The sequence below is a fragment of the Arthrobacter sp. AQ5-05 genome, from assembly GCF_003287975.1.
In the GTDB taxonomy this organism is placed as follows: Bacteria; Actinomycetota; Actinomycetes; order Actinomycetales; family Micrococcaceae; genus Paeniglutamicibacter.
The window spans coordinates 117565-135014 of record NZ_QMKQ01000009.1 but is presented as its reverse complement, the minus strand read 5'-3'; the positions used below and the strand labels follow the sequence as shown (position 1 = coordinate 135014).

The following is a 17450-nucleotide window of genomic DNA, read 5'->3' as shown; positions in this document are numbered from 1 at the left end:
CGTTCTTCCCTTGGGTGGTGGGTTTGTACGGCTTGCCGGTGATCGCCTTGACCCCGAGGGAGGTCACGTAGGCGACCAGTTGCCCCTCAACCCCGCGGCGCGAGGGATTTAGGGCTGCGCCGTTGTCCGTGAGCAATCTTTGGGGCACCCCGCGGGCGGCGATACCCTTCTTGACTACCGTCAAGGCGGCCTCGCTGGTTTCCCCGGAGGCCACGTGCGTGGCGATGGCGAGGCGCGAATGGTCATCCTGCAGCTGGAAGATCACGCACTTGCGCCCGCCGGCGAGCACATACTCGGTGGCGTCCAGCTGCCAGCAGGCGTTCGGTGCCGGATAGACGAACCTGCGGTACGAGGCCCGGGGTTTCTTGTTCGGTTCGGACCGGGCCACGTTTTTCTCGCGGAAGATCCGCGCCAGCGAGGCCACGGAGGGTGCCTGCATCCCCAGGGACAGCATCTTGTCGTGCACGCTGATTGGCCCGTGGTCCAGCCCGGAGGACTCCAGTGCGGCCCGCACCTTCAGGGTCTCCTCCTTGCGCTCCTCGGTGAGTTTTGTGGGTGAGGTTTTCGGGCGGCGGGAGCGGGGCTCCAGGGCCGCGGCCTGGCCCTCGTCGCGTGCCCTGGCCCGGATCGCGTAGAACGTCTTGCGGGTGAGCTCGTGCTCGGCACAGAACGTGGTGACGGATCCGCGCGGTGCGTCATCGGGCCATTGGGCGATCGCCAGGCGGATACGGGCATTGACAGGCTCATTCTTATTCACCAGTCATTCTTGATGCCTGGTGCCTGACCGGTCAAAATCGTGTTAATTGCCGGGAAGTGTCACCACCAAAACACGCTGAAGTGTCACCGATGTGTTGAGGCAGAACTGTCACCGATGTCTTGCGACATAACAGGCCGAGAACGAAACCAGTCTGCTTAATTGCTTCTACGAACGGCCGGCAATGCTCAACCTCGCCGGAGATGTCCGCGATCGTCGGATTCTTGACGCCGGCTGCGGTTCCGGACCGCTGGCGGCAGCGCTCGGTGAACGCGGCGCCGCCGTAACGGGATTCGACTCCAGCGAAGCAATGGTCGATCTGGCCCGACAAAGACTGGGCACAGGGGCGGAACTGGTCGTGGCCGACCTTGGCCAGCCCCTTCCCTTCGCCGGTGACACGTTCGACGACGTGGTGGCATCGTTGGTCTTCCACTATTTGGAAGACTGGGTTGGCCCGCTGACCGAGATACGGCGCGTCCTGCGGCCCGGAGGCAGGCTCATCATGTCCGTCAACCATCCGATCCTCTTCCCCTGGACCAACCCCGGCAGGGACTACTTCAAGCCCACGAAGTACTCGGATGAACACACCTTCAACGGCCAACCGGCCACCCTCACGTATTGGCACCGTCCCTTGCATGCCATGACGGATGCGTTTGCCAGGGCCGGATTCCAGATCGAGGTGGTCAGCGAACCACCGTACTTGACCGATGCGCCTCCGGAAATCGTTCCCCCGCAATTCAAGGACCGGGAATCATTCCTAAGCTTTATTTTCTTCGTGCTCCGCGCGAAGTGACGGTGGCTCTCCCAGGCTTTGGCAGGTAGGAACCAGCTTGCCGGTCTGGGGATCGGCTGATTTTCACTCGGTTTTGCCACGGGCCTTCACCGCAGGTGGGGCCCCTTGGCATGAATTTCCGTACCGTGAACTCTCGGGCATTTTCTGTCAGGGGACCAGCTCGGTGGCCATTTCCCCGCCCGCCGCCACAAGTCTGGAGAAGGGGCCATCGGCATCGCGCAGCTCGGCCGGCCTGCCGCGCTCGACGATCCGTCCGGCTTCGAGCACCGCCAACCGATCGGCGTTTTCCACGGTGGACAGGCGGTGGGCGATCATCAAGGTGGTGCGCCCGACGGCCAGGCGGTCCAGCGCGTCCTGGACCAGCGCCTCGGTCGTGTTGTCCAGCGCGCTGGTTGCCTCGTCGAGAACCAGCACCTTCGGGTTGCGCAGGATGGTGCGCGCGATGGCCAGGCGCTGCTGCTCTCCCCCGGAGAAGCGGTGGCCGCGCGCACCGACCAGGGTGTCCAGCCCATCGGGAAGACCCGCGACCAGGTCGGCGATCTGGGCGCTGGCCAGCGCCCTCCACAACGTCGCGTCGTCGGCCTCGGGATCCGCCAGCAGCAGGTTCTTGCGGATCGAGGCATGGATCAGGTAGGTCTCCTGGGAGACCACGCCGACGATCTTATTCAGGGTTTCCGGGGCGAGTTCGCGGATGTCGATGCCGTCGATGGTGATGCGGCCTCGGCTTGGGTCGTGCAGGCGCGGCAGCAGCGAACCGAGCGTGGACTTGCCCGATCCGGTCGGCCCGACGATGGCCGTGGCGGTGCCCGGAGCCAGCTCCAGGTCGATCCCGCGCAGCACCTGGGCCCCGTCGCGGTAGGCGAAGGAAACGCCTTCGAAGCGCACCCGCCCCGCAACGGCCTGCGGGTCCAGCGTCGTCGGGTTCGTCGGCGCCTTGATTTCCGGGTCCATGTCCAGGTACTCGAAGATGCGGCTGAACAGGGCCATCGCGGTGACCCATTGGACCCCGACGTTCAGCAGGCCCATGATAGGTCGGAAGATCGCGCCCTGCAGCGCGGTGAACGCCACCAGCGTGCCGATGGTCATCCCCCCGGAGGTGGCGGGGAATCCGGCGGCCAGGTAGATGACCGCGGGGATCGCGGCGAAGACGATGCCCATGGTGGCCATGCGCCAGCGCCCGGCCAGCTGGCTGCGCATTTCCAGGTCGACGAGTCGGTGCGAGGAACCGGCGAAGCGCTCCACGTCCCGCCCGGTGGTGCCCAGGGTCTTGGCGAGCCTGATGCCGGAGACCGAGAGCCCCTCCTCGATCTGCGTGTACATCCGGGCAAGCTCGGCCTGGCGGGCGCTGGTCACGTCGCGGCGCATCAACGCCACCTTGCGCGAAAGCCAGATCGCCGGCGGCAGCACCACCAGCGAGAGCAGGCTCATCCGCCAGGAGAGTGCGGCCATCGCGATGGCGGTGGCCACGGCCGTGGTCAGGTTGGAGGCCACCGAGGTGGCTGTGGAGGTCACCACCGACTGCATCCCGGCGATGTCGTTGGTCAGCCTCGACTGCACCTCCCCGGAGCGGGTGCGGGTGAAGAAGCCCAACGACTGGGCCTGCAGGTGGGTGAACAGGCGGGTCCGCAGCGTGTGCATGACCTTCTGGCCCATTTTGGTGGCCATCCAGGTCTGGATCACGCCGATGGCCGCGGTCGCGGCGGCGACCGCCACCAGCCCGCCGGCAAGCCAGCCGAGCAGTGCGGTGTCCTGCTGCGGCAGCGCGTCGTCGATGATGGCGCGGATCAGGAACGGCTGGGCCAGCCCGATGACGGAGGCGGCGGAGATGAGCAGCACGACGACGGCGATGGTGAACCTGTGCGGTTTGAAGAGGGCCGCGATCCGGGCCGGCTTCACCGGGTGGAGCTTGACCTGCTTGAGGTCCGCGGGGTTCAGGCGGGCGACCGGACCGCCGCGGCCTCCCCCGCCGCCGGGTGCCCGATCGGCGCCGGCGTGGTTCTTGGCCGGTTGGCCCTGGCCCGAACGAGCCGCGCTGGAAGATGAACTCGATTCCAACATATGCACCACCTTTCGTGGTGGTCGTGGGTGCGGGACTCGCACCACGCTATAGTGAGGTTACCTCACTATGTGGTTGCCCGTCAAATTCCGCACCCGCCGGGCGGTAGGCTGGAAGGCATGCCAGCCAGCAACAATCCGGCACTTCCCGGGGACCTTTCGGAGCTTTTCCACCGCGCTTTTCGTTCGCTGCGCCATTCCTGGTCGCAGCGCCTTGCCCCCTTTGAACTGACCCCGCACCAGTTCCGCGCCCTGCACTCGCTCGCGCGCAATGCCGCGGATCCGGCGTCCGCCGACGGAATGCGGCTCAAGGACGTTGCCGAACGCCTGCGCATCGCCCCGCGCTCGGCCACCGAGGTCATCGACCACCTCGAGGCCAAGGGGCTGGTGGCCCGCAGCGCCGACCCCGTCGATCGCCGCGCCACGCTGGTCACGCTGACGCCCCGGGGGCACGGCCTGACCGAGGAGGTCCGTGCGGCACGCCGCGAACACACCGAAACCTACTTCGGGCGGCTCGATGCACAGGAACGCGCCGAGCTGGCCCGCATCCTGGGCAAGCTCGGCGGCCACCCGGAACGCTGAACCCGTCCCCCCGGCCTTCCCCGGTCAGGGTCCTAGTTCTCGGACTTGCCCCGGCGCCAGTACCCCATGAACGCCACCTGCTTGCGGTCCATCCCGGCCTCGCGGACCAGGTATCGGCGCATGCCCTTGATCATCTCCGCCTCGCCGGCCAGCCACGCGTAGAACGGCTGGGTCGAGGCGGTTGCCGTCTCCCAAAGGATCTGGATGTCGACGTCGACGTCCTCCGGGTCGGCGCCGGGCATCACCGCGCCGGCGGCGGGAATCGCCACGACGTCGCGCACCGCGGCCGCCAGCAGCTCGCCGTGCGGGTGGGAACCGCGTGGCAGCCACTGCACTGACACTCCCGAACGGGTCGAGGAGCCCTGGATGTCCCCGGTGTCGGGCACCTCGATGAGCGCATGTCCGGTGATCCCGGCCGGCAGCGCCTCGAGGATCGAGCAGATGGCCGGGGCAGCGGTCTCGTCCCCGGCCAGCAGGATCCGCTTGGCCGTGCCCGGGCGGAACTCGATGCCGCCGTAGTCGGGGCCGCACAGGCCCGCGTTGGGGCCCAGCAACAGCAATTCGTCCCCGGCCTTGGCCCGTGCCGCCCACACCGTGGCCGGTCCGCCGGCCGGCTTGCCGTTCACGGTGCGCAGGTGCAGCACGAAGTCTATGTCGATCTCCGCCTCCGTGCCGCGGTTGTCCCGGTGACCGGCCGGGCGCAGGGCCCGAACGGTGTAGGTGCGCATGGCGCCGCGGGATTCGGCCGGCAGCGCGAGCCAGCGCCGGTACCAGCCGGTGGCCTCGGCCCGGGAAAGCCAGGCGCCCGGGCGCAAGGACTCGAATTCCGAAGGCAGCGCGGCAGCCGGGGTCCCGGGTTCGGCGGCCGGCTGGATCATCAGCTTGATGCGCAAATCCAGCGGGGATCCACCGGCGCCGAAGTACGCCAGATCCGCCCCGGCCAACGTGATGCGCTTGAAGTTCTCACCGATGCCCTGCACCGCCACCACGGAAGTGGCGAAAGCCAGCATCTCGCTGATCTCCTCGGCACGTTCGGGCATGTCCTGCTCCGCGGGCGCCGCGGCGTCTCCGTCCTGGGTTGCGGCCACGGTGCCGGCGGCTGATTCCACCAAGGATTCCGTGGCAGCATCCGTGACGCCCTCGGCAGCGGGGCTTGCGGTTCCCGGCGCTGTCGCGGCGGCACTGGCTCCGGCCGCGGGAACCTCGGAGGGCACGGGACCGGCGTCAAGCCGGGCATCGGGATTCGTGGTGCGGTGGATGCCCTTGGCCGCCAGCACCGACTCGGCGCGCAACACCCGGTGTCGGCCGATGGGCAGCACCAGCGGGGTACCGGCCACCGGGTCCGGGATGACGCGGCACGGCATGCCGAACACGTCTTTCACCAGCTCCTCGGTGACCACCGCCGCCGGGTGCCCGGCCGCGACGATCCTGCCGTGCTTCAGCGCCACCAGGTGGTCGGCGTAGCGTGCGGCGAGGTTCAAATCGTGCAACACGATCACCACGGTGGTGCCGCGGGTGCGGTTGAGCTCGGAGATCACATCGAGCACCTCCAGCTGGTGGGCCACGTCCAGGTAGGTGGTCGGCTCGTCAAGCAGCAACAGCTCGGTTTCCTGGGCCAGCGCCATGGCGATCCAGACGCGTTGGCGCTGCCCGCCGGAGAGCTCGTCGATGGGTCGCTCTGCCAGGTCGGTGGTCCCGGTGACGGTCATCGCGCGGGCCACCGCGGCCTCGTCCTCGGAGGAGAAGCGCTTGAACCAGCCCTGGTGCGGATAGCGGCCGCGGCCAATGAGCTCGCGCACGGTGATCCCGTCGGGCGCGGTCGGGGTCTGCGGCAGCAGGCCCAGCATCTTGGCGACCTCGCGGGCCGGCCGGGTGTGGATGTCCTCGCCGTTGAGCAGGACCTTGCCCCCGGCGGGCTTGAGCAGCCGGGCCAGCCCGCGCAGCAGCGTGGACTTGCCGCAGCCGTTGGCACCCACGATGATCGTCACCTCGCCGGCGGGCAGCTGCAACGAGAGCTCGTCGACGATGCTGACCGCGTCGTAGGCCAGTGTGAGGTCCTGTGCTTCGAGAAGTGCCATGGAAACCCTCAGGTTCCTTCCTTGTTGGAGCGCACCAAGACCCAAATCAGGAATGGTGCTCCCAGCGCGCCGGTGACGACGCCGACTGGTAGTTGCATGTCGGGCAGGATGTTGGTGGCGATGAACGTCGCCGCGACCACCAGCAGCGCGCCGATGCCGGCGGCGGAGCCCGGGTGGCTGCGCCCGCCGCACAGGCGCAGCGCCAGCGGCCCGGCCAGGAACGCGACGAACGCCAGCGGCCCGGTCACCGCGGTGGCCACCGCACACAGCCCGACCCCCAGCAGGATCAGCCCCAGCCGGGCCGGCCGCACGCGCAGCCCCAGCCCTGCGGCGGTGTCGTCGCCCAGTTCCAGGATTCGCAGCGTCCCCGCGGCGGGCACCAGCAGCGGCAGCAGGATCGCCAGCGCCGCCCCCAGCAGGCCCGCCCGTTCCCAGGTGCTGGCGGACAGCGACCCGGTGAGCCAGCGCAGCGCGTCGGAGGCCATGCGGATGTCGGTGCGGGTGAGCAGGTAGGAGATGAGGCCCTGCAGCATCGCGGCCACCGCGATGCCGGCCAGGATCAGCCGTGCCCCGGTATGCTTCCCTGCATCGGCAATGGCGTAGATCAGCAGCGCGACGGCCAGTGCGCCGGCGCAGGCGATGAGCGAGAGGCCAATCCCCTGGGCACCGAAGAACAACATTCCGGCCACCGCGGCGGCGGACGCCCCGTAGCCGACGCCGATCACATCGGGGCTGGCCAACGGGTTGCGCAGCATGCGCTGGAAGATGGCCCCGGAGGCGCCGAACGCGGCGCCGGCCAGCACGCCGACGGCGGCCTGCGGCAGCCGGTCCTCCCACAGCATGAAGGAGACACCCGGAACGCGTTCGCCGGCCAGGGCAGCGAGCAGGTCGTCGATGGTGATCGGGTGGCGCCCGGCCAACAGGTTCAGCAGCACTGCGACCACAATGCCGGCGGTGGCCAGCAGGTTCACCCGGGCCACCGGGCCGATGCGGCCCCTGGGCCGGGGTGTGGATTGGTGCGGGGCCCTGGGCATGTGCCGGGGCTTTGGCGGCGGCATTGCTGCCGGCAGTCCTCCGGAAGGCGCGCCGGGAACGCCGCCCGGCTTCATTGCAGGCGCGGCCTCGGCCCAGTCGCCATCCCGTGAAAGCATCTGGCGGCTCACGGCGTGGCCTTCTTTCCGCGGCGCAACAGCCAGAGGAACAGCGGCGCGCCAAGCACCGCGGTCATGACCCCGACCTGGACTTCCGCCGGCGGGGCGACGACCCGGCCCACCACGTCGGCACCCAGCAGCAGCACCGGGCCCGCGAGCATGGACAGCGGCAGCAGCCAGCGGTAGTCCCCTCCGGCCAGCACGCGGATCGCATGCGGCACGATCAGCCCGACGAAGCCGATGGGCCCGGCCAGCGCGGTGGCGGCGCCGCACAGCAGCACCACACCGGCGGCGGAAACTGCGCGGCCGCGGCCCACGCGGAACCCGAGGCCCACAGCCGAATCGTCGCCCAGCGCCAGCGCATTGAACAACCTGGCCCCGGCCAGCACCGCGACGGCGCCGAGCGCCAGGAACGGGGCGACGGCGAGCATCTCGGGCACCTCCCGGGCACCGAGCGTGCCGACCTGCCAGAACCTGAAGCGGTCCAAGGCCTCCTGGCCGATCATCAGCACGGCGTTGGTCAGCGACCCGAGGCCCGCGGCCATGGCCGCCCCGGCCAGGGCCAGCTTCAGTCCCGTGGCGCCGTCGCGGCCCAGCGATGCCACCAAGTAGACCAGCAGCGAGGCGCCCGCGGCGCCCACGAAAGCGAAAAGGATGTAGCCGTGCAGCGTGGACACGGCGAAGAAGTGGATGCCGGCCACCACGGCCAGCGCGGCACCGGCATTGACGCCTAGGATGCCCGGGTCGGCCAGCGGGTTGCGGGTGATGCCCTGCATCCCGGCCCCGGCCAGTCCCAGGGCGGCTCCGATGAGCAGCCCGGCAATGGTGCGCGGGATGCGCGAGGCGATGACCGCGTGGTCGCCGTTGCCCGGGTCCAGGTGCACCAGCCCGTCGAGGACCGTGGACGGGGCGATGGGCCGGGCGCCGACCAGCAGGGACAGGAAGAGCAGCCCTGCCAGGGTCGCCGCCAGGAGAAGTCCGAGCACCGGCGCGGACATTGGCCCGGGGCGCCGTCCGGGCGCAGGGGAATCGGTTTTCTGCGCGGACACCGGCAGGGGCTCGGACGTTCTTGATCCGGATGGGGGCGCACTCATGGATTGTCCACCCGGTTCCGGGCGCAGGCACGGGTCGCGGCCCTAGACTGGTGGCCATGAGCAAGCAGCAAGCCACCGTCGTCTCCGGGCAGGCATCCTTTTACCTGGCCCCGAACCCCGGACCGATGTCGCTGGAGGGAACCATGTCCTGGATCCTGCGCGCACCGGGTTCCGAGCATGCCATCATCGTTGATCCCGGGCCCGACGACGCCGGGCACCTGGGTTCGCTGGCCGCCGAATCCGTCGAACTGATCCTCATCACGCATCGCCACCACGACCATACCGAGGGCATCGACACGCTGCACCGACTCACCGGGGCCCCGGTGCGTGCGGCGCTGCCGGAGCATTGCCGCGAGGCCGGGGTCTTGGTCGACGGGGAGCAGATCCACGCGGCGGGCCTGCGGCTGCGTGTGTTGGGCGCCCCCGGCCACACCTCCGATTCGCTGTGTTTCCTGCTGCCCGACGACGGGGCAACCGGCTCGATGCTCACCGGGGACACCATCCTGGGCCGCGGCACCACGATCCTGGATGCGCCCGACGGCACCCTGGGCGATTACCTGTCCTCGCTGGACAAGCTGGAGGCGGGACCCGATGCGCTGGTGCTCCCGGCGCACGGTCCGGTGCTGGGGTCCCTGCATGGAATCGTGCGCGAATACCGGGCGCACCGGCTTGAGCGGCTGGCCCAGATCCGCGCCGCACTGGCGCAGATCCGGGCCGATTCCGTCGTTGAGCCCACCATCGCCCAGGTCACCGACGTGGTCTACGCCGACGTGGATCCGCGGGTGCGACGGGCGGCGGAGATCTCCGTGGCAGCGCAATTGCACTACCTCATGGAGTCCGAAGCTTCCTGACATTGCCTGTGGTTCCCGCCTGTATCGGTGCCGGTGCGTGGGTGCTGCGTGCCTGCTACTTGCCGGCGGCTGCCTGTGCGGCTGCGGCGAAGGCCGGGACGACCTTGTCGATGGCGTAGGGCACCGACAGCGGGGACGCCGCCGAGATGGAGAGCACCTCCATGTCGTTGGCCGCGGCCACCAGCCCGCCCTTGGGCACGGCGGGGATCTGGGCGAAGAGCTTGTTCTTGGCGATCCCATCGGTGCCGGTGCCCTCGGCGGCCCAGGTGAAGAAGATGTCGGAGTCCAGCTCGTTCGCGCGTTCCGCGGCCCATGGCAGGAAGAACTCGCCGTCCTTGGCGTTCGCATCGACGATTGCCGCCTGGGTCATTCCCAGTGCGGTGAGGAAGCGCGGGCGCGAATCCCCGGTGGCGTAGAGGCTGATGGTGTTGTCGGATGGCTTCAGGTTTCCGGCGATGAAGGTGGTGTCCTTGAAGACCGCGTTTGCCGCGGCGGCAGCGGCAATCTTGCCTTCGACCTCGCTGATGACGGCCTTGGCCTCGGCGTCCTTGCCCAGTGCCTGGCCAACCGCGGTGGTCACGTCCTGCCAGCCGGAGGTGTAGCTCGGGGCGATCGGCCCGATGACCGGGGCGATCTTCGAGAGCTTGTCGTATTCCTCCTGCGTCAGGCCCGAATACCCGGCCACGATGAGGTCGGGCTGCGCCTCGGCCAGCGCGGTGAAGTTCACGCCATCCTTCTCGGAGTACTGCACCGGCGCCTTCTCGCTGCCGATCGAGGCGCCGAGCTCGGCGAGTCTGGCATCCTTCCAGTCGGTGGAGCCCTGCTTGTTGTTTCCCCAGGTGTCCTCGGCCATGGCCACCGGAACGACGCCCAGCGCCAACACCGCATCGGCGTTGACCCAGGAAACCGTGGCCACGCGCTCGGGCTTCTCGGTGATCTCGGTTGTGCCGTAGATGTGCTTGATGCCGACAGGGAACGCGGCGCTTGCGGCTGCGGTGCTGCTGGCCGGGGCGCTGTCGGCGGTTCCGCCGCAGGCGCTGAGGGTCAAGGCAAGGGCGGTGGTTGCTGCGGCGATGAGGCCGGCGCGTCGAGTGAACTTCATGTGGGTGTGGAATCCTTTGCGATTCGGCAGTGGAAGCGATGGAAACGGCGGAGGCGGTGCTCGGTCGGCAGGCTTCATGCTTTGGCCGTCACACCGACACCTGACGAGTAAGGCTAACCTCACCAATTCGGATTACGCAACATGGCTCAGCCCTAATTGACCGAACGCCCTCGCGCTCGGGCATGACAAATGCCCGTCATTTCGCAGGCCATTCATCCCTCCGGTGACTAGGCTCACACCATGAGTGATTTCTTGCCTCCGGAAACCAGCAACCCGCACCGCAGCCCGGGCACGGCGCTGGTCACGGGCGCCACCTCGGGGCTGGGAGCCGAATTCTGCGCGCAACTGGCGGCCCGCGGACACGACCTGGTGGTCACGGCCCGCGACGGGCAGCGCCTGGCGGAACTGGCCGCGCGGCTCCACGCCCAATTCGCCATCAACGTCGAGGTGCTGGCGGCGGACCTGGTGACCGACGAGGGAACCGAGCGGGTGGCCGCCCGCCTGGCCCAAACCTCTCGACCCGTCAACCTGCTGGTCAACAACGCCGGGTACGGCCTGCGCGGCAACTTCGCCGACAACGACCTCAACGAGGAACTCGACCACCTGCGGATCCATACCCAGACCCCACTGGTGCTGATGCATGCGGCCCTGAACGCCATGGGTTCCGGCGGAGGAGGAAAGGTCATCAACGTCGCCTCGGTCGCCGCCTTTACCCCGCGCGGCAGCTACTCGGCAGCCAAGGCGCTGATCGTGAACTTCAGCCGCTGGGCCAACGTTTTCTACGCCGACCGCGGCATCTCCGTCACCGCCGTGTGCCCCGGCTTCGTGCGTACCGGGTTCCATGACCGGATGGGCGTGGACAAGACCAGGATCCCCGCCCGGGGATGGCTGAACGCCCCGAACGTGGTGCGGCAGGCGCTGGCCGACAGCGACGCGGGCAAGTCCGTGTCGATCCCCTCGGTGCGCTACAAGATCGCCACGACACTGGCCCGGATCGCGCCCGATGCACTGGTTGAGCGCCTGGCCAGGCGCGGACGCTAGCCGGGACCGGCCAAGCCGCCCACTTCCACAAAACCCCAGCCCCGAACCATCCGCACAGCCGCTGTGGCCGGGCCGGACCCGCACGGGCCCGTCCACGCCTCGCTGGACGTCAAAAAACGTCACGACATGCACTTTTGCCAAATCCAAGGCCAGAGGTGACCGACATCACCTTCCGCGCCAAGCCTGCCTCGGATACCCCGTGGCGCAGGGCTTCCCAGGGCAGCCCCACCCTCCCAATCGGACCGCGCCGACAACCTATCGAAGTTGATCGGCTTGCGCATAGGCACGCCTTATCTATAGCGTCTCTCTTGAGATCATTTACGCCACAAGGCTGTTCGCTAATTGCCGCAGGCCTTGGGCAGCTGCCCCACCATCGGAGAAATCATCGTGAAGACCCCCGTTCGCGTCGTCCTTGGCGCATTTGCCGCCGGCGCTTCCCTGCTCGCCCTGACCGCTTGCGGCGGTTCCACCGAGGCAGGTGCCCAGGCCGACAGCGGCAAGACCGTGAGCATCACCCACGCCCAGGGAACCACCGAGGTTCCGGTGAACCCGGAGACCGTCTACACCTTCGACCTGGGTGTGCTCGACTCGATGACCGCCCTGGGGCTGGAGGCCGACGGCGTTCCGGAAACCAAGTACCCCGAGTCGCTGGCCAAGTACAACGATGCCTCCGTCGCCAAGATCGGCTCCATGAAGGAACCTGACTTCGAAGCCATCTCCAACGGCAACCCGGACCTGATCATCATCACCGGCCGCACCGCCACCTCCTACGAGGAACTGTCCAAGATCGCCCCGACCGTCGATTTGTCGGTGGACATCAAGAAGCCGCTGGACTCCTTCAAGGAACAGGCCGGCAAGCTGGGCCAGATCTTCGACGTCGATTCCAAGGTCGCCGAGAAGCTCGCTGCCATCGACACCAAGATCGCCGACACCAGGGCCAAGAGCGCCAACGCCGGCAAGGGCCTGATCATCATGACCTCCGGCGGCGAACTGACCGCCTACGGCGCCGGCTCGCGCTTCGGCCTGATCCACGACGTGCTCGGGGTGGCCACCGTTGCCGACATCAAGTCCGAGGGCTCCCACGGCGAGTCGATCTCCTTCGAGTTCCTCAAGACGAACAACCCCGATACGCTCTACGTCGTTGACCGCGATTCGGCCATGGGCACCTCGGGCGATGCCGCCAAGGCCGTCCTGGACAACGAGCTGGTCGCCTCGACCAACGCCGCCAAGAACAACAAGATCGTGAACCTGGATTCCAACGCCTGGTACATGGTCGGCTACGGCCTGAACAACACCGAAAAGATGATCGACGAGGTCGCTGCGGGCCTGTAGGCAGCTGCCCGCAGTCGCAAACACATCATGAGCGCACCAGTACTCAGCCGTTCGGCCGCCGCGGAGCAGGAACCCGCGTTGGCCGTTCGGCGTCCCAAGAAGCCCTCCGAAACCACGTGGCTGATCGCCGGCACCGTCCTGGTGGGACTGCTCGCCGTCGTGAGCCTGTTCGTCGGGGTTTCCGACGTCGGCCTTCCCCAGCTGCTGGCCGGAGACCCGGAGGCCTGGGACCTGGTGTGGATCTCCCGAGTACCCCGCACCCTGGCCGTGATCCTGGCCGGAACCGCTGTGGCGGTGGCCGGGCTGATCATGCAGCTGATGGTGCGCAACCGCTTCGTCGAGCCCTCCACCGTGGGCACCGTGGAGTCCGCAACCCTGGGCATCCTGGTGGTCACCGTGGCATTCCCCGCCGCCCCGATCATGATGAAGATGGGCGTGGCCTCGGTGTTCGCGCTCGGCGGCACCGCCCTCTTCCTGGCGGTGCTGGGCAGGCTGCCGGCGCGCAACACGCTGCTGGTGCCGATCGTGGGCATCATGCTCGGCGGGGTCATCGGCTCGGTCACCACGTTCTTTGCCTACAAGTACGACCTGCTCCAGACGCTGAGCAACTGGATGATCGGCGACTTCTCCGGGGTGCTGCGCGGGCGCTACGAGCTGCTGTGGATCGTCGCTGCGCTCACGCTGGCCGGCTACCTGGCCGCGGACAGGTTCACCGTTGCGGGCCTGGGCGCCGACTTCACCACCAACCTGGGGCTCAACCACAAGGCGATCATGCGCCTGGGTCTGGTGCTGGTCTCGCTGATCTCCGCCGTGGTCGTGACCACCGTGGGCGCCGTCCCGTTCCTGGGGCTGATCGTGCCGAACATCGTCTCGCTGCTCTTCGGCGACAACCTGCGCCGCGCGGTGCCGTGGACCGCGCTCTTCGGCGCCGGCTTCGTGCTTGTCTGCGACATCATCGGGCGGACCATCCGCTTCCCCTACGAGGTCCCCGTGGGCATGGTGATGAGCGTGCTCGGCGCCACCATCTTCCTGGCCCTGCTGCTAAGAACCAGGAAACGCAATGCCTAAGACACCCTCGCCGGCCCTCGCCGGGACCCGCCGGCCCCTGCCCCGGCGCAACTTCTCCCCCGCGATGCTCTCCCCCAAGCGGATCTCCCCCGCCGCGCTGATCACGGTGATGGCCGTGATCACCCTGGGCTGCATCGCCGCCTTCATGGTGATCGAGCTGCGCGGGAACCTGTCCTATGCGCTGAGTCGCCGTGGCATCCGCGTGGGAGCGATGCTGGTGGTCGCCGTCGCGGTGGGCCTGTCCACGCTGATGTTCCAGACCGTGACGGCCAACCGCATCCTGACCCCCTCGATCATGGGCTTCGATGCGCTGTACATCCTGATCCAGACCGCGCTGGTGTTCATGCTGGGTTCCTCCACGTTGCTCACCGCCTCCCCCGCACTGAAGTTCGGGGTGGAGGTCGGGCTGATGATCGTGTTCTCCGCACTGCTCTACCGCTGGCTGTTCACCGGCGGCACCGGGTCGCTGCACCTGATGCTGCTGGTCGGCATCGTCATCGGCACCCTCTTCCGCGGGTTCTCCTCGTTGCTGCAGCGGTTGATGGAACCGAGCGAATACATCGTGCTGCAGGACCTCTTCTTTGCCTCCTTCAACCAGGTCGAGCCGCTGCTGTTGGGGATCTCCGCGGTCATCGTGGCGCTGGTGGCGGCCGTGGTGTGGAAGCTTCGCAAGAGCTTCGACGTGCTGGCGCTGGGCCGCGAAACCGCCATCAACCTGGGCTTGGACCACCAGCGCATCGTCACCCTGGTGCTGGTGCTCTGCTCGATCCTGGTCGCGATCTCCACGGCGTTGGTGGGACCGGTGACCTTCTTCGGGCTGCTGGTGGTCTCGCTGGCCTATCAAATGGTGCGCAAGTTCTCCCACGCCGCCCTGATCCCCATCGTCTGCCTGCTCGGGGCCATCACGCTGATCGGCGGCCAGCTGCTGCTGGAGCGCGTTTTTGGCTTCGCCACGGCGCTGAGCGTGATCATCGAGTTCGCCGGCGGACTGTTGTTCCTCTACCTGCTCCTGAAGGGTTCCCTGAAGTGATCTGCATTGATTCGGTGACCAAGTCCTACTCCGGCAAGACGGTGGTGGACGCGGTGAGCACCACCATTCCCGCCGGCGGTGTCACCTCCATCATCGGGCCCAACGGCGCGGGAAAGTCCACGCTGCTGTCGCTGATTTCGCGGCTGATCCCGATGGATTCAGGTGCGGTGTCGGTTGCCGGGCTGGATATCGGGCGCACCCCCAGCAAGGACCTGGCAAAGTCGATGGCAATCCTGCGGCAGGAAAACCACATCACCATGCGCCTGCGCGTGCGCGACCTGGTGGGTTTCGGGCGCTTCCCGCACTCCGGCGGGCACCCGACCACCGAGGACCGGGCGCACATCGAGGCAGCCATGGACCAGCTGGACCTGGGCGAGATGGCCGACAGCTTCCTCGACGAGCTCTCCGGCGGCCAGCGCCAGCGCGCCTACATCGCGATGGTGCTGGCTCAGGACACCGACTACCTGCTGCTGGACGAACCGCTGAACAACCTGGACATGAAGCACTCGGTGGAAATGATGCGGATGATCCGCCGGCTTGCGGACGACCTGGGAAAGACCGTGGTGATCGTCATCCACGACATCAACTTCGCCTCCTGCTACTCGGACACCATCCTGGCGATGCGCCGCGGCGTGCTGGTGCACCAGGGCGCCCCCTCCCGGATCATGACCCAGGAGGTGCTGCGCGACATCTACGACATCGACATCCGCATCGAGGAAATCGACGGCAACCGGATCGGCGTGTACTTCGCCTGAGGTTCGCAGCACGTCCCGGCGTTGACCCCGCCGATGCAAAACAATTCATCACCGTGCATGTTTCCGGGCGTTGATTGCGGGTTTCCGGGGTAAGTTTTGCCACAGTGCGCCCTGTTCCCGCGATTCACAAATACGTACTTGACATGTCCTTTTAGGCATAATACCGGGGCGTTCCCGGAGTGCCGCAGCGCGTTGCAGATCGCCAAAGAATGCAAAGATTTATGCATGACCACGCAAAACATTGCAACGGGCACATCCACGCCCACGCTGCGCCAACAACTGGGCGCACGCAAGCCCGTCGAGGCATTCATGGCCGAGGCCGGCAACGGCACCGGCGGCCCCAAGCTGCGCCGCACCCTCGGGCTGCTGCACCTGACCATGATCAGCGTCGGGGCCACGCTGGGCACCGGCATCTTCGTGGTGCTCTCCTCCTCGGTGCCGATGGCCGGGCCCGCGGTATGGATCTCCTTCGCCATCGCCGGGCTTGCCGCCCTTTTTGCCGCGCTGTCCTACGCGGAAATGGCCGGAGCGGTCCCGGTGTCGGGGTCGAGCTACACCTACACCTACGCGACCATGGGCGAAGGGCTGGCCTGGATCTGCGGCTGGTGCCTGGTGCTCGAGTACGCGGTCTCCGTTGCCGCGATCGCCGTGGGCGCCGGCGAATACCTCAACGAGATGGCCCGCACGCTGGGTGTCGACCTGCCCGCCGCGCTGACCAATCCCCCGGGCACCGACGGCGGGGTATTCAACATCCCCGCCCTGTTGATCGTCCTGTTCGCCACGGTGCTGCTGGTGCGCGGCACCCGCGAATCGGCCATGGTCAACACGGTGCTGGTGTTCATCAAGATCGCCGTGCTGCTCTTCTTCATCGTGATCGCCTTCAGCGCTTTCACCTCCGGCAACTTCGACCCGCTGCTGCCCATGGGCACCGCCGGGGTCTCGGCCGCCGCGGCGCGCCTGTTCTTCTCCTACATCGGCTTCGATGCGGCCTCCACGGCCGGCGAGGAAGCGAGGAACCCGCAGCGCGACCTGCCCCGCGCCATCGTGCTGTCGATGGTCATCATCACCTCGCTGTACATCCTGGTGGCAATCTCCGCGATCGGTGCCCGCCAGTGGAACTGGTTCGAGGGCAAGGAGGCGGCGCTGGCGCAACTGCTCCAGGAGGTCACCGGACAGGGTTGGGTGGCGCTGTTCTTCGCCGCCGGCGCTGTCCTCTCCATCGTCTCCATCGTCATCACGGTGCTCTACGGGCAAACCCGCATCCTGGTGGCGATGAGCCGCGACGGCATGGTGCCTGCGGTCTTCGGGCGGATCTCGCCGCGAAACGGCGCACCGGTGGCCGGCACCTGGATCACCGGCAGCGCCGTGGCCCTGGTCGCCGGCCTGGTGCCGCTGGGCCAGCTGGCCGACGCCACGTCCATCGGCACGCTCTTCGCGTTCTCGCTGGTGTCCCTGGCGGTCGTCATCCTGCGCCGCACCCAGCCGGAATTGCCGCGCACCTTCAAGGTGCCGTTCTACCCGCTGACCCCGATCCTGGCGATCCTGTTCTGCGGATACCTGATGGCCAACCTCGGGGTGAGCACCTGGGTGGTCTTCGGTGTGTGGATGCTCGTTGGCGCGTTCATCTACCTGGGCTACGGGCGCAGGCATTCGAAACTCGCCGCAGACTGGGGCAGCTTCCGGAAGTAGACCCTGCGCACACGCCGCTGCCCGGGCATCGATTCCTGGTGCCCGGGCAGCGGCGTTTCTTGTGGGGCCCTGCCG

Annotated in this window: 15 protein-coding genes; 9 read left to right on the top strand and 6 right to left on the bottom strand. The window is 67.8% G+C overall.

The window, feature by feature from the left end; genetic code table 11:
- On the bottom strand, window positions 1-757 hold a 757-nt coding region (locus tag DQ353_RS10425), incomplete at its 3' end, for a DDE-type integrase/transposase/recombinase (RefSeq protein WP_146755235.1).
- Window positions 758-938: 181 nt separating this feature from the next.
- On the opposite strand from DQ353_RS10425, the gene DQ353_RS10420 reads away from it, so the two are divergent.
- Window positions 939-1547: a class I SAM-dependent methyltransferase gene (locus tag DQ353_RS10420; protein ID WP_113762688.1), complete on the top strand. Its 609-nt coding sequence runs from the start codon at window positions 939-941 to the stop codon at window positions 1545-1547.
- A gap of 147 nt (window positions 1548-1694) precedes the next feature.
- Here DQ353_RS10420 and DQ353_RS10415 read toward each other — a convergent pair whose 3' ends face one another.
- Window positions 1695-3605, bottom strand: coding sequence for an ABC transporter ATP-binding protein (locus tag DQ353_RS10415; protein ID WP_113762687.1), 1911 nt, complete (start codon window positions 3603-3605; stop codon window positions 1695-1697).
- Window positions 3606-3722: 117 nt separating this feature from the next.
- Here DQ353_RS10415 and DQ353_RS10410 point away from each other — a divergent pair, with 117 nt between their 5' ends.
- The gene (locus DQ353_RS10410; RefSeq protein ID WP_113762686.1) at window positions 3723-4184 is read left to right on the top strand and encodes a MarR family winged helix-turn-helix transcriptional regulator; all 462 of its coding nucleotides are present in this window, start codon (window positions 3723-3725) and stop codon (window positions 4182-4184) included.
- A 32-nt stretch (window positions 4185-4216) separates the two neighbouring features.
- Here DQ353_RS10410 and DQ353_RS10405 read toward each other — a convergent pair whose 3' ends face one another.
- From DQ353_RS10405 to DQ353_RS10395, 3 genes are all read right to left on the bottom strand, one after another.
- Window positions 4217-6262: an SIP domain-containing protein gene (locus DQ353_RS10405; RefSeq protein WP_113762685.1), complete on the bottom strand. Its 2046-nt coding sequence runs from the start codon at window positions 6260-6262 to the stop codon at window positions 4217-4219.
- Window positions 6263-6270: 8 nt separating this feature from the next.
- Window positions 6271-7296, bottom strand: coding sequence for a FecCD family ABC transporter permease (locus DQ353_RS10400; protein ID WP_286166739.1), 1026 nt, complete (start codon window positions 7294-7296; stop codon window positions 6271-6273).
- Between the two features lie 125 nt (window positions 7297-7421).
- Window positions 7422-8507 (bottom strand): FecCD family ABC transporter permease, encoded by a 1086-nt coding sequence (locus DQ353_RS10395; RefSeq protein WP_113762683.1) that lies wholly within the window; start codon window positions 8505-8507, stop codon window positions 7422-7424.
- 56 nt (window positions 8508-8563) lie between these two features.
- Between DQ353_RS10395 and DQ353_RS10390 the strand changes: the two genes are divergently transcribed.
- Window positions 8564-9358 (top strand): MBL fold metallo-hydrolase, encoded by a 795-nt coding sequence (locus tag DQ353_RS10390; protein WP_113762682.1) that lies wholly within the window; start codon window positions 8564-8566, stop codon window positions 9356-9358.
- Between the two features lie 55 nt (window positions 9359-9413).
- On the opposite strand, the gene DQ353_RS10385 is transcribed toward DQ353_RS10390, so the two are convergent.
- A complete protein-coding gene (locus DQ353_RS10385; protein ID WP_113762681.1) occupies window positions 9414-10460 on the bottom strand; it encodes an ABC transporter substrate-binding protein in 1047 nt (348 codons plus the stop codon).
- Between the two features lie 240 nt (window positions 10461-10700).
- Between DQ353_RS10385 and DQ353_RS10380 the strand changes: the two genes are divergently transcribed.
- The 6 genes from DQ353_RS10380 to DQ353_RS10355 all read left to right on the top strand — a co-directional run bounded on the left by DQ353_RS10380 (window position 10701) and on the right by DQ353_RS10355 (window position 17375).
- Window positions 10701-11501 carry an SDR family NAD(P)-dependent oxidoreductase gene (locus DQ353_RS10380; RefSeq protein ID WP_113762680.1) on the top strand — a complete coding sequence of 267 codons (801 nt, stop codon included), beginning with the start codon at window positions 10701-10703 and terminating at the stop codon, window positions 11499-11501.
- Window positions 11502-11888: 387 nt separating this feature from the next.
- Window positions 11889-12833, top strand: coding sequence for a siderophore ABC transporter substrate-binding protein (locus DQ353_RS10375; protein ID WP_113762700.1), 945 nt, complete (start codon window positions 11889-11891; stop codon window positions 12831-12833).
- A 27-nt stretch (window positions 12834-12860) separates the two neighbouring features.
- Entirely contained in the window at window positions 12861-13901 is a 1041-nt protein-coding gene (locus tag DQ353_RS10370; protein WP_286166738.1) for an ABC transporter permease, read from the top strand.
- Window positions 13894-14931, top strand: coding sequence for an iron chelate uptake ABC transporter family permease subunit (locus DQ353_RS10365; RefSeq protein ID WP_113762679.1), 1038 nt, complete (start codon window positions 13894-13896; stop codon window positions 14929-14931). Before DQ353_RS10370 ends, DQ353_RS10365 begins: the two co-directional genes overlap by 8 nt.
- The gene (locus DQ353_RS10360; protein WP_113762678.1) at window positions 14928-15686 is read left to right on the top strand and encodes an iron ABC transporter ATP-binding protein; all 759 of its coding nucleotides are present in this window, start codon (window positions 14928-14930) and stop codon (window positions 15684-15686) included. Before DQ353_RS10365 ends, DQ353_RS10360 begins: the two co-directional genes overlap by 4 nt.
- Before the next feature lie 225 nt (window positions 15687-15911).
- Window positions 15912-17375, top strand: a complete 1464-nt coding sequence (locus DQ353_RS10355; protein WP_113762677.1) for an amino acid permease — start codon at window positions 15912-15914, stop codon at window positions 17373-17375.
- Window positions 17376-17450: the final 75 nt, after the last annotated feature.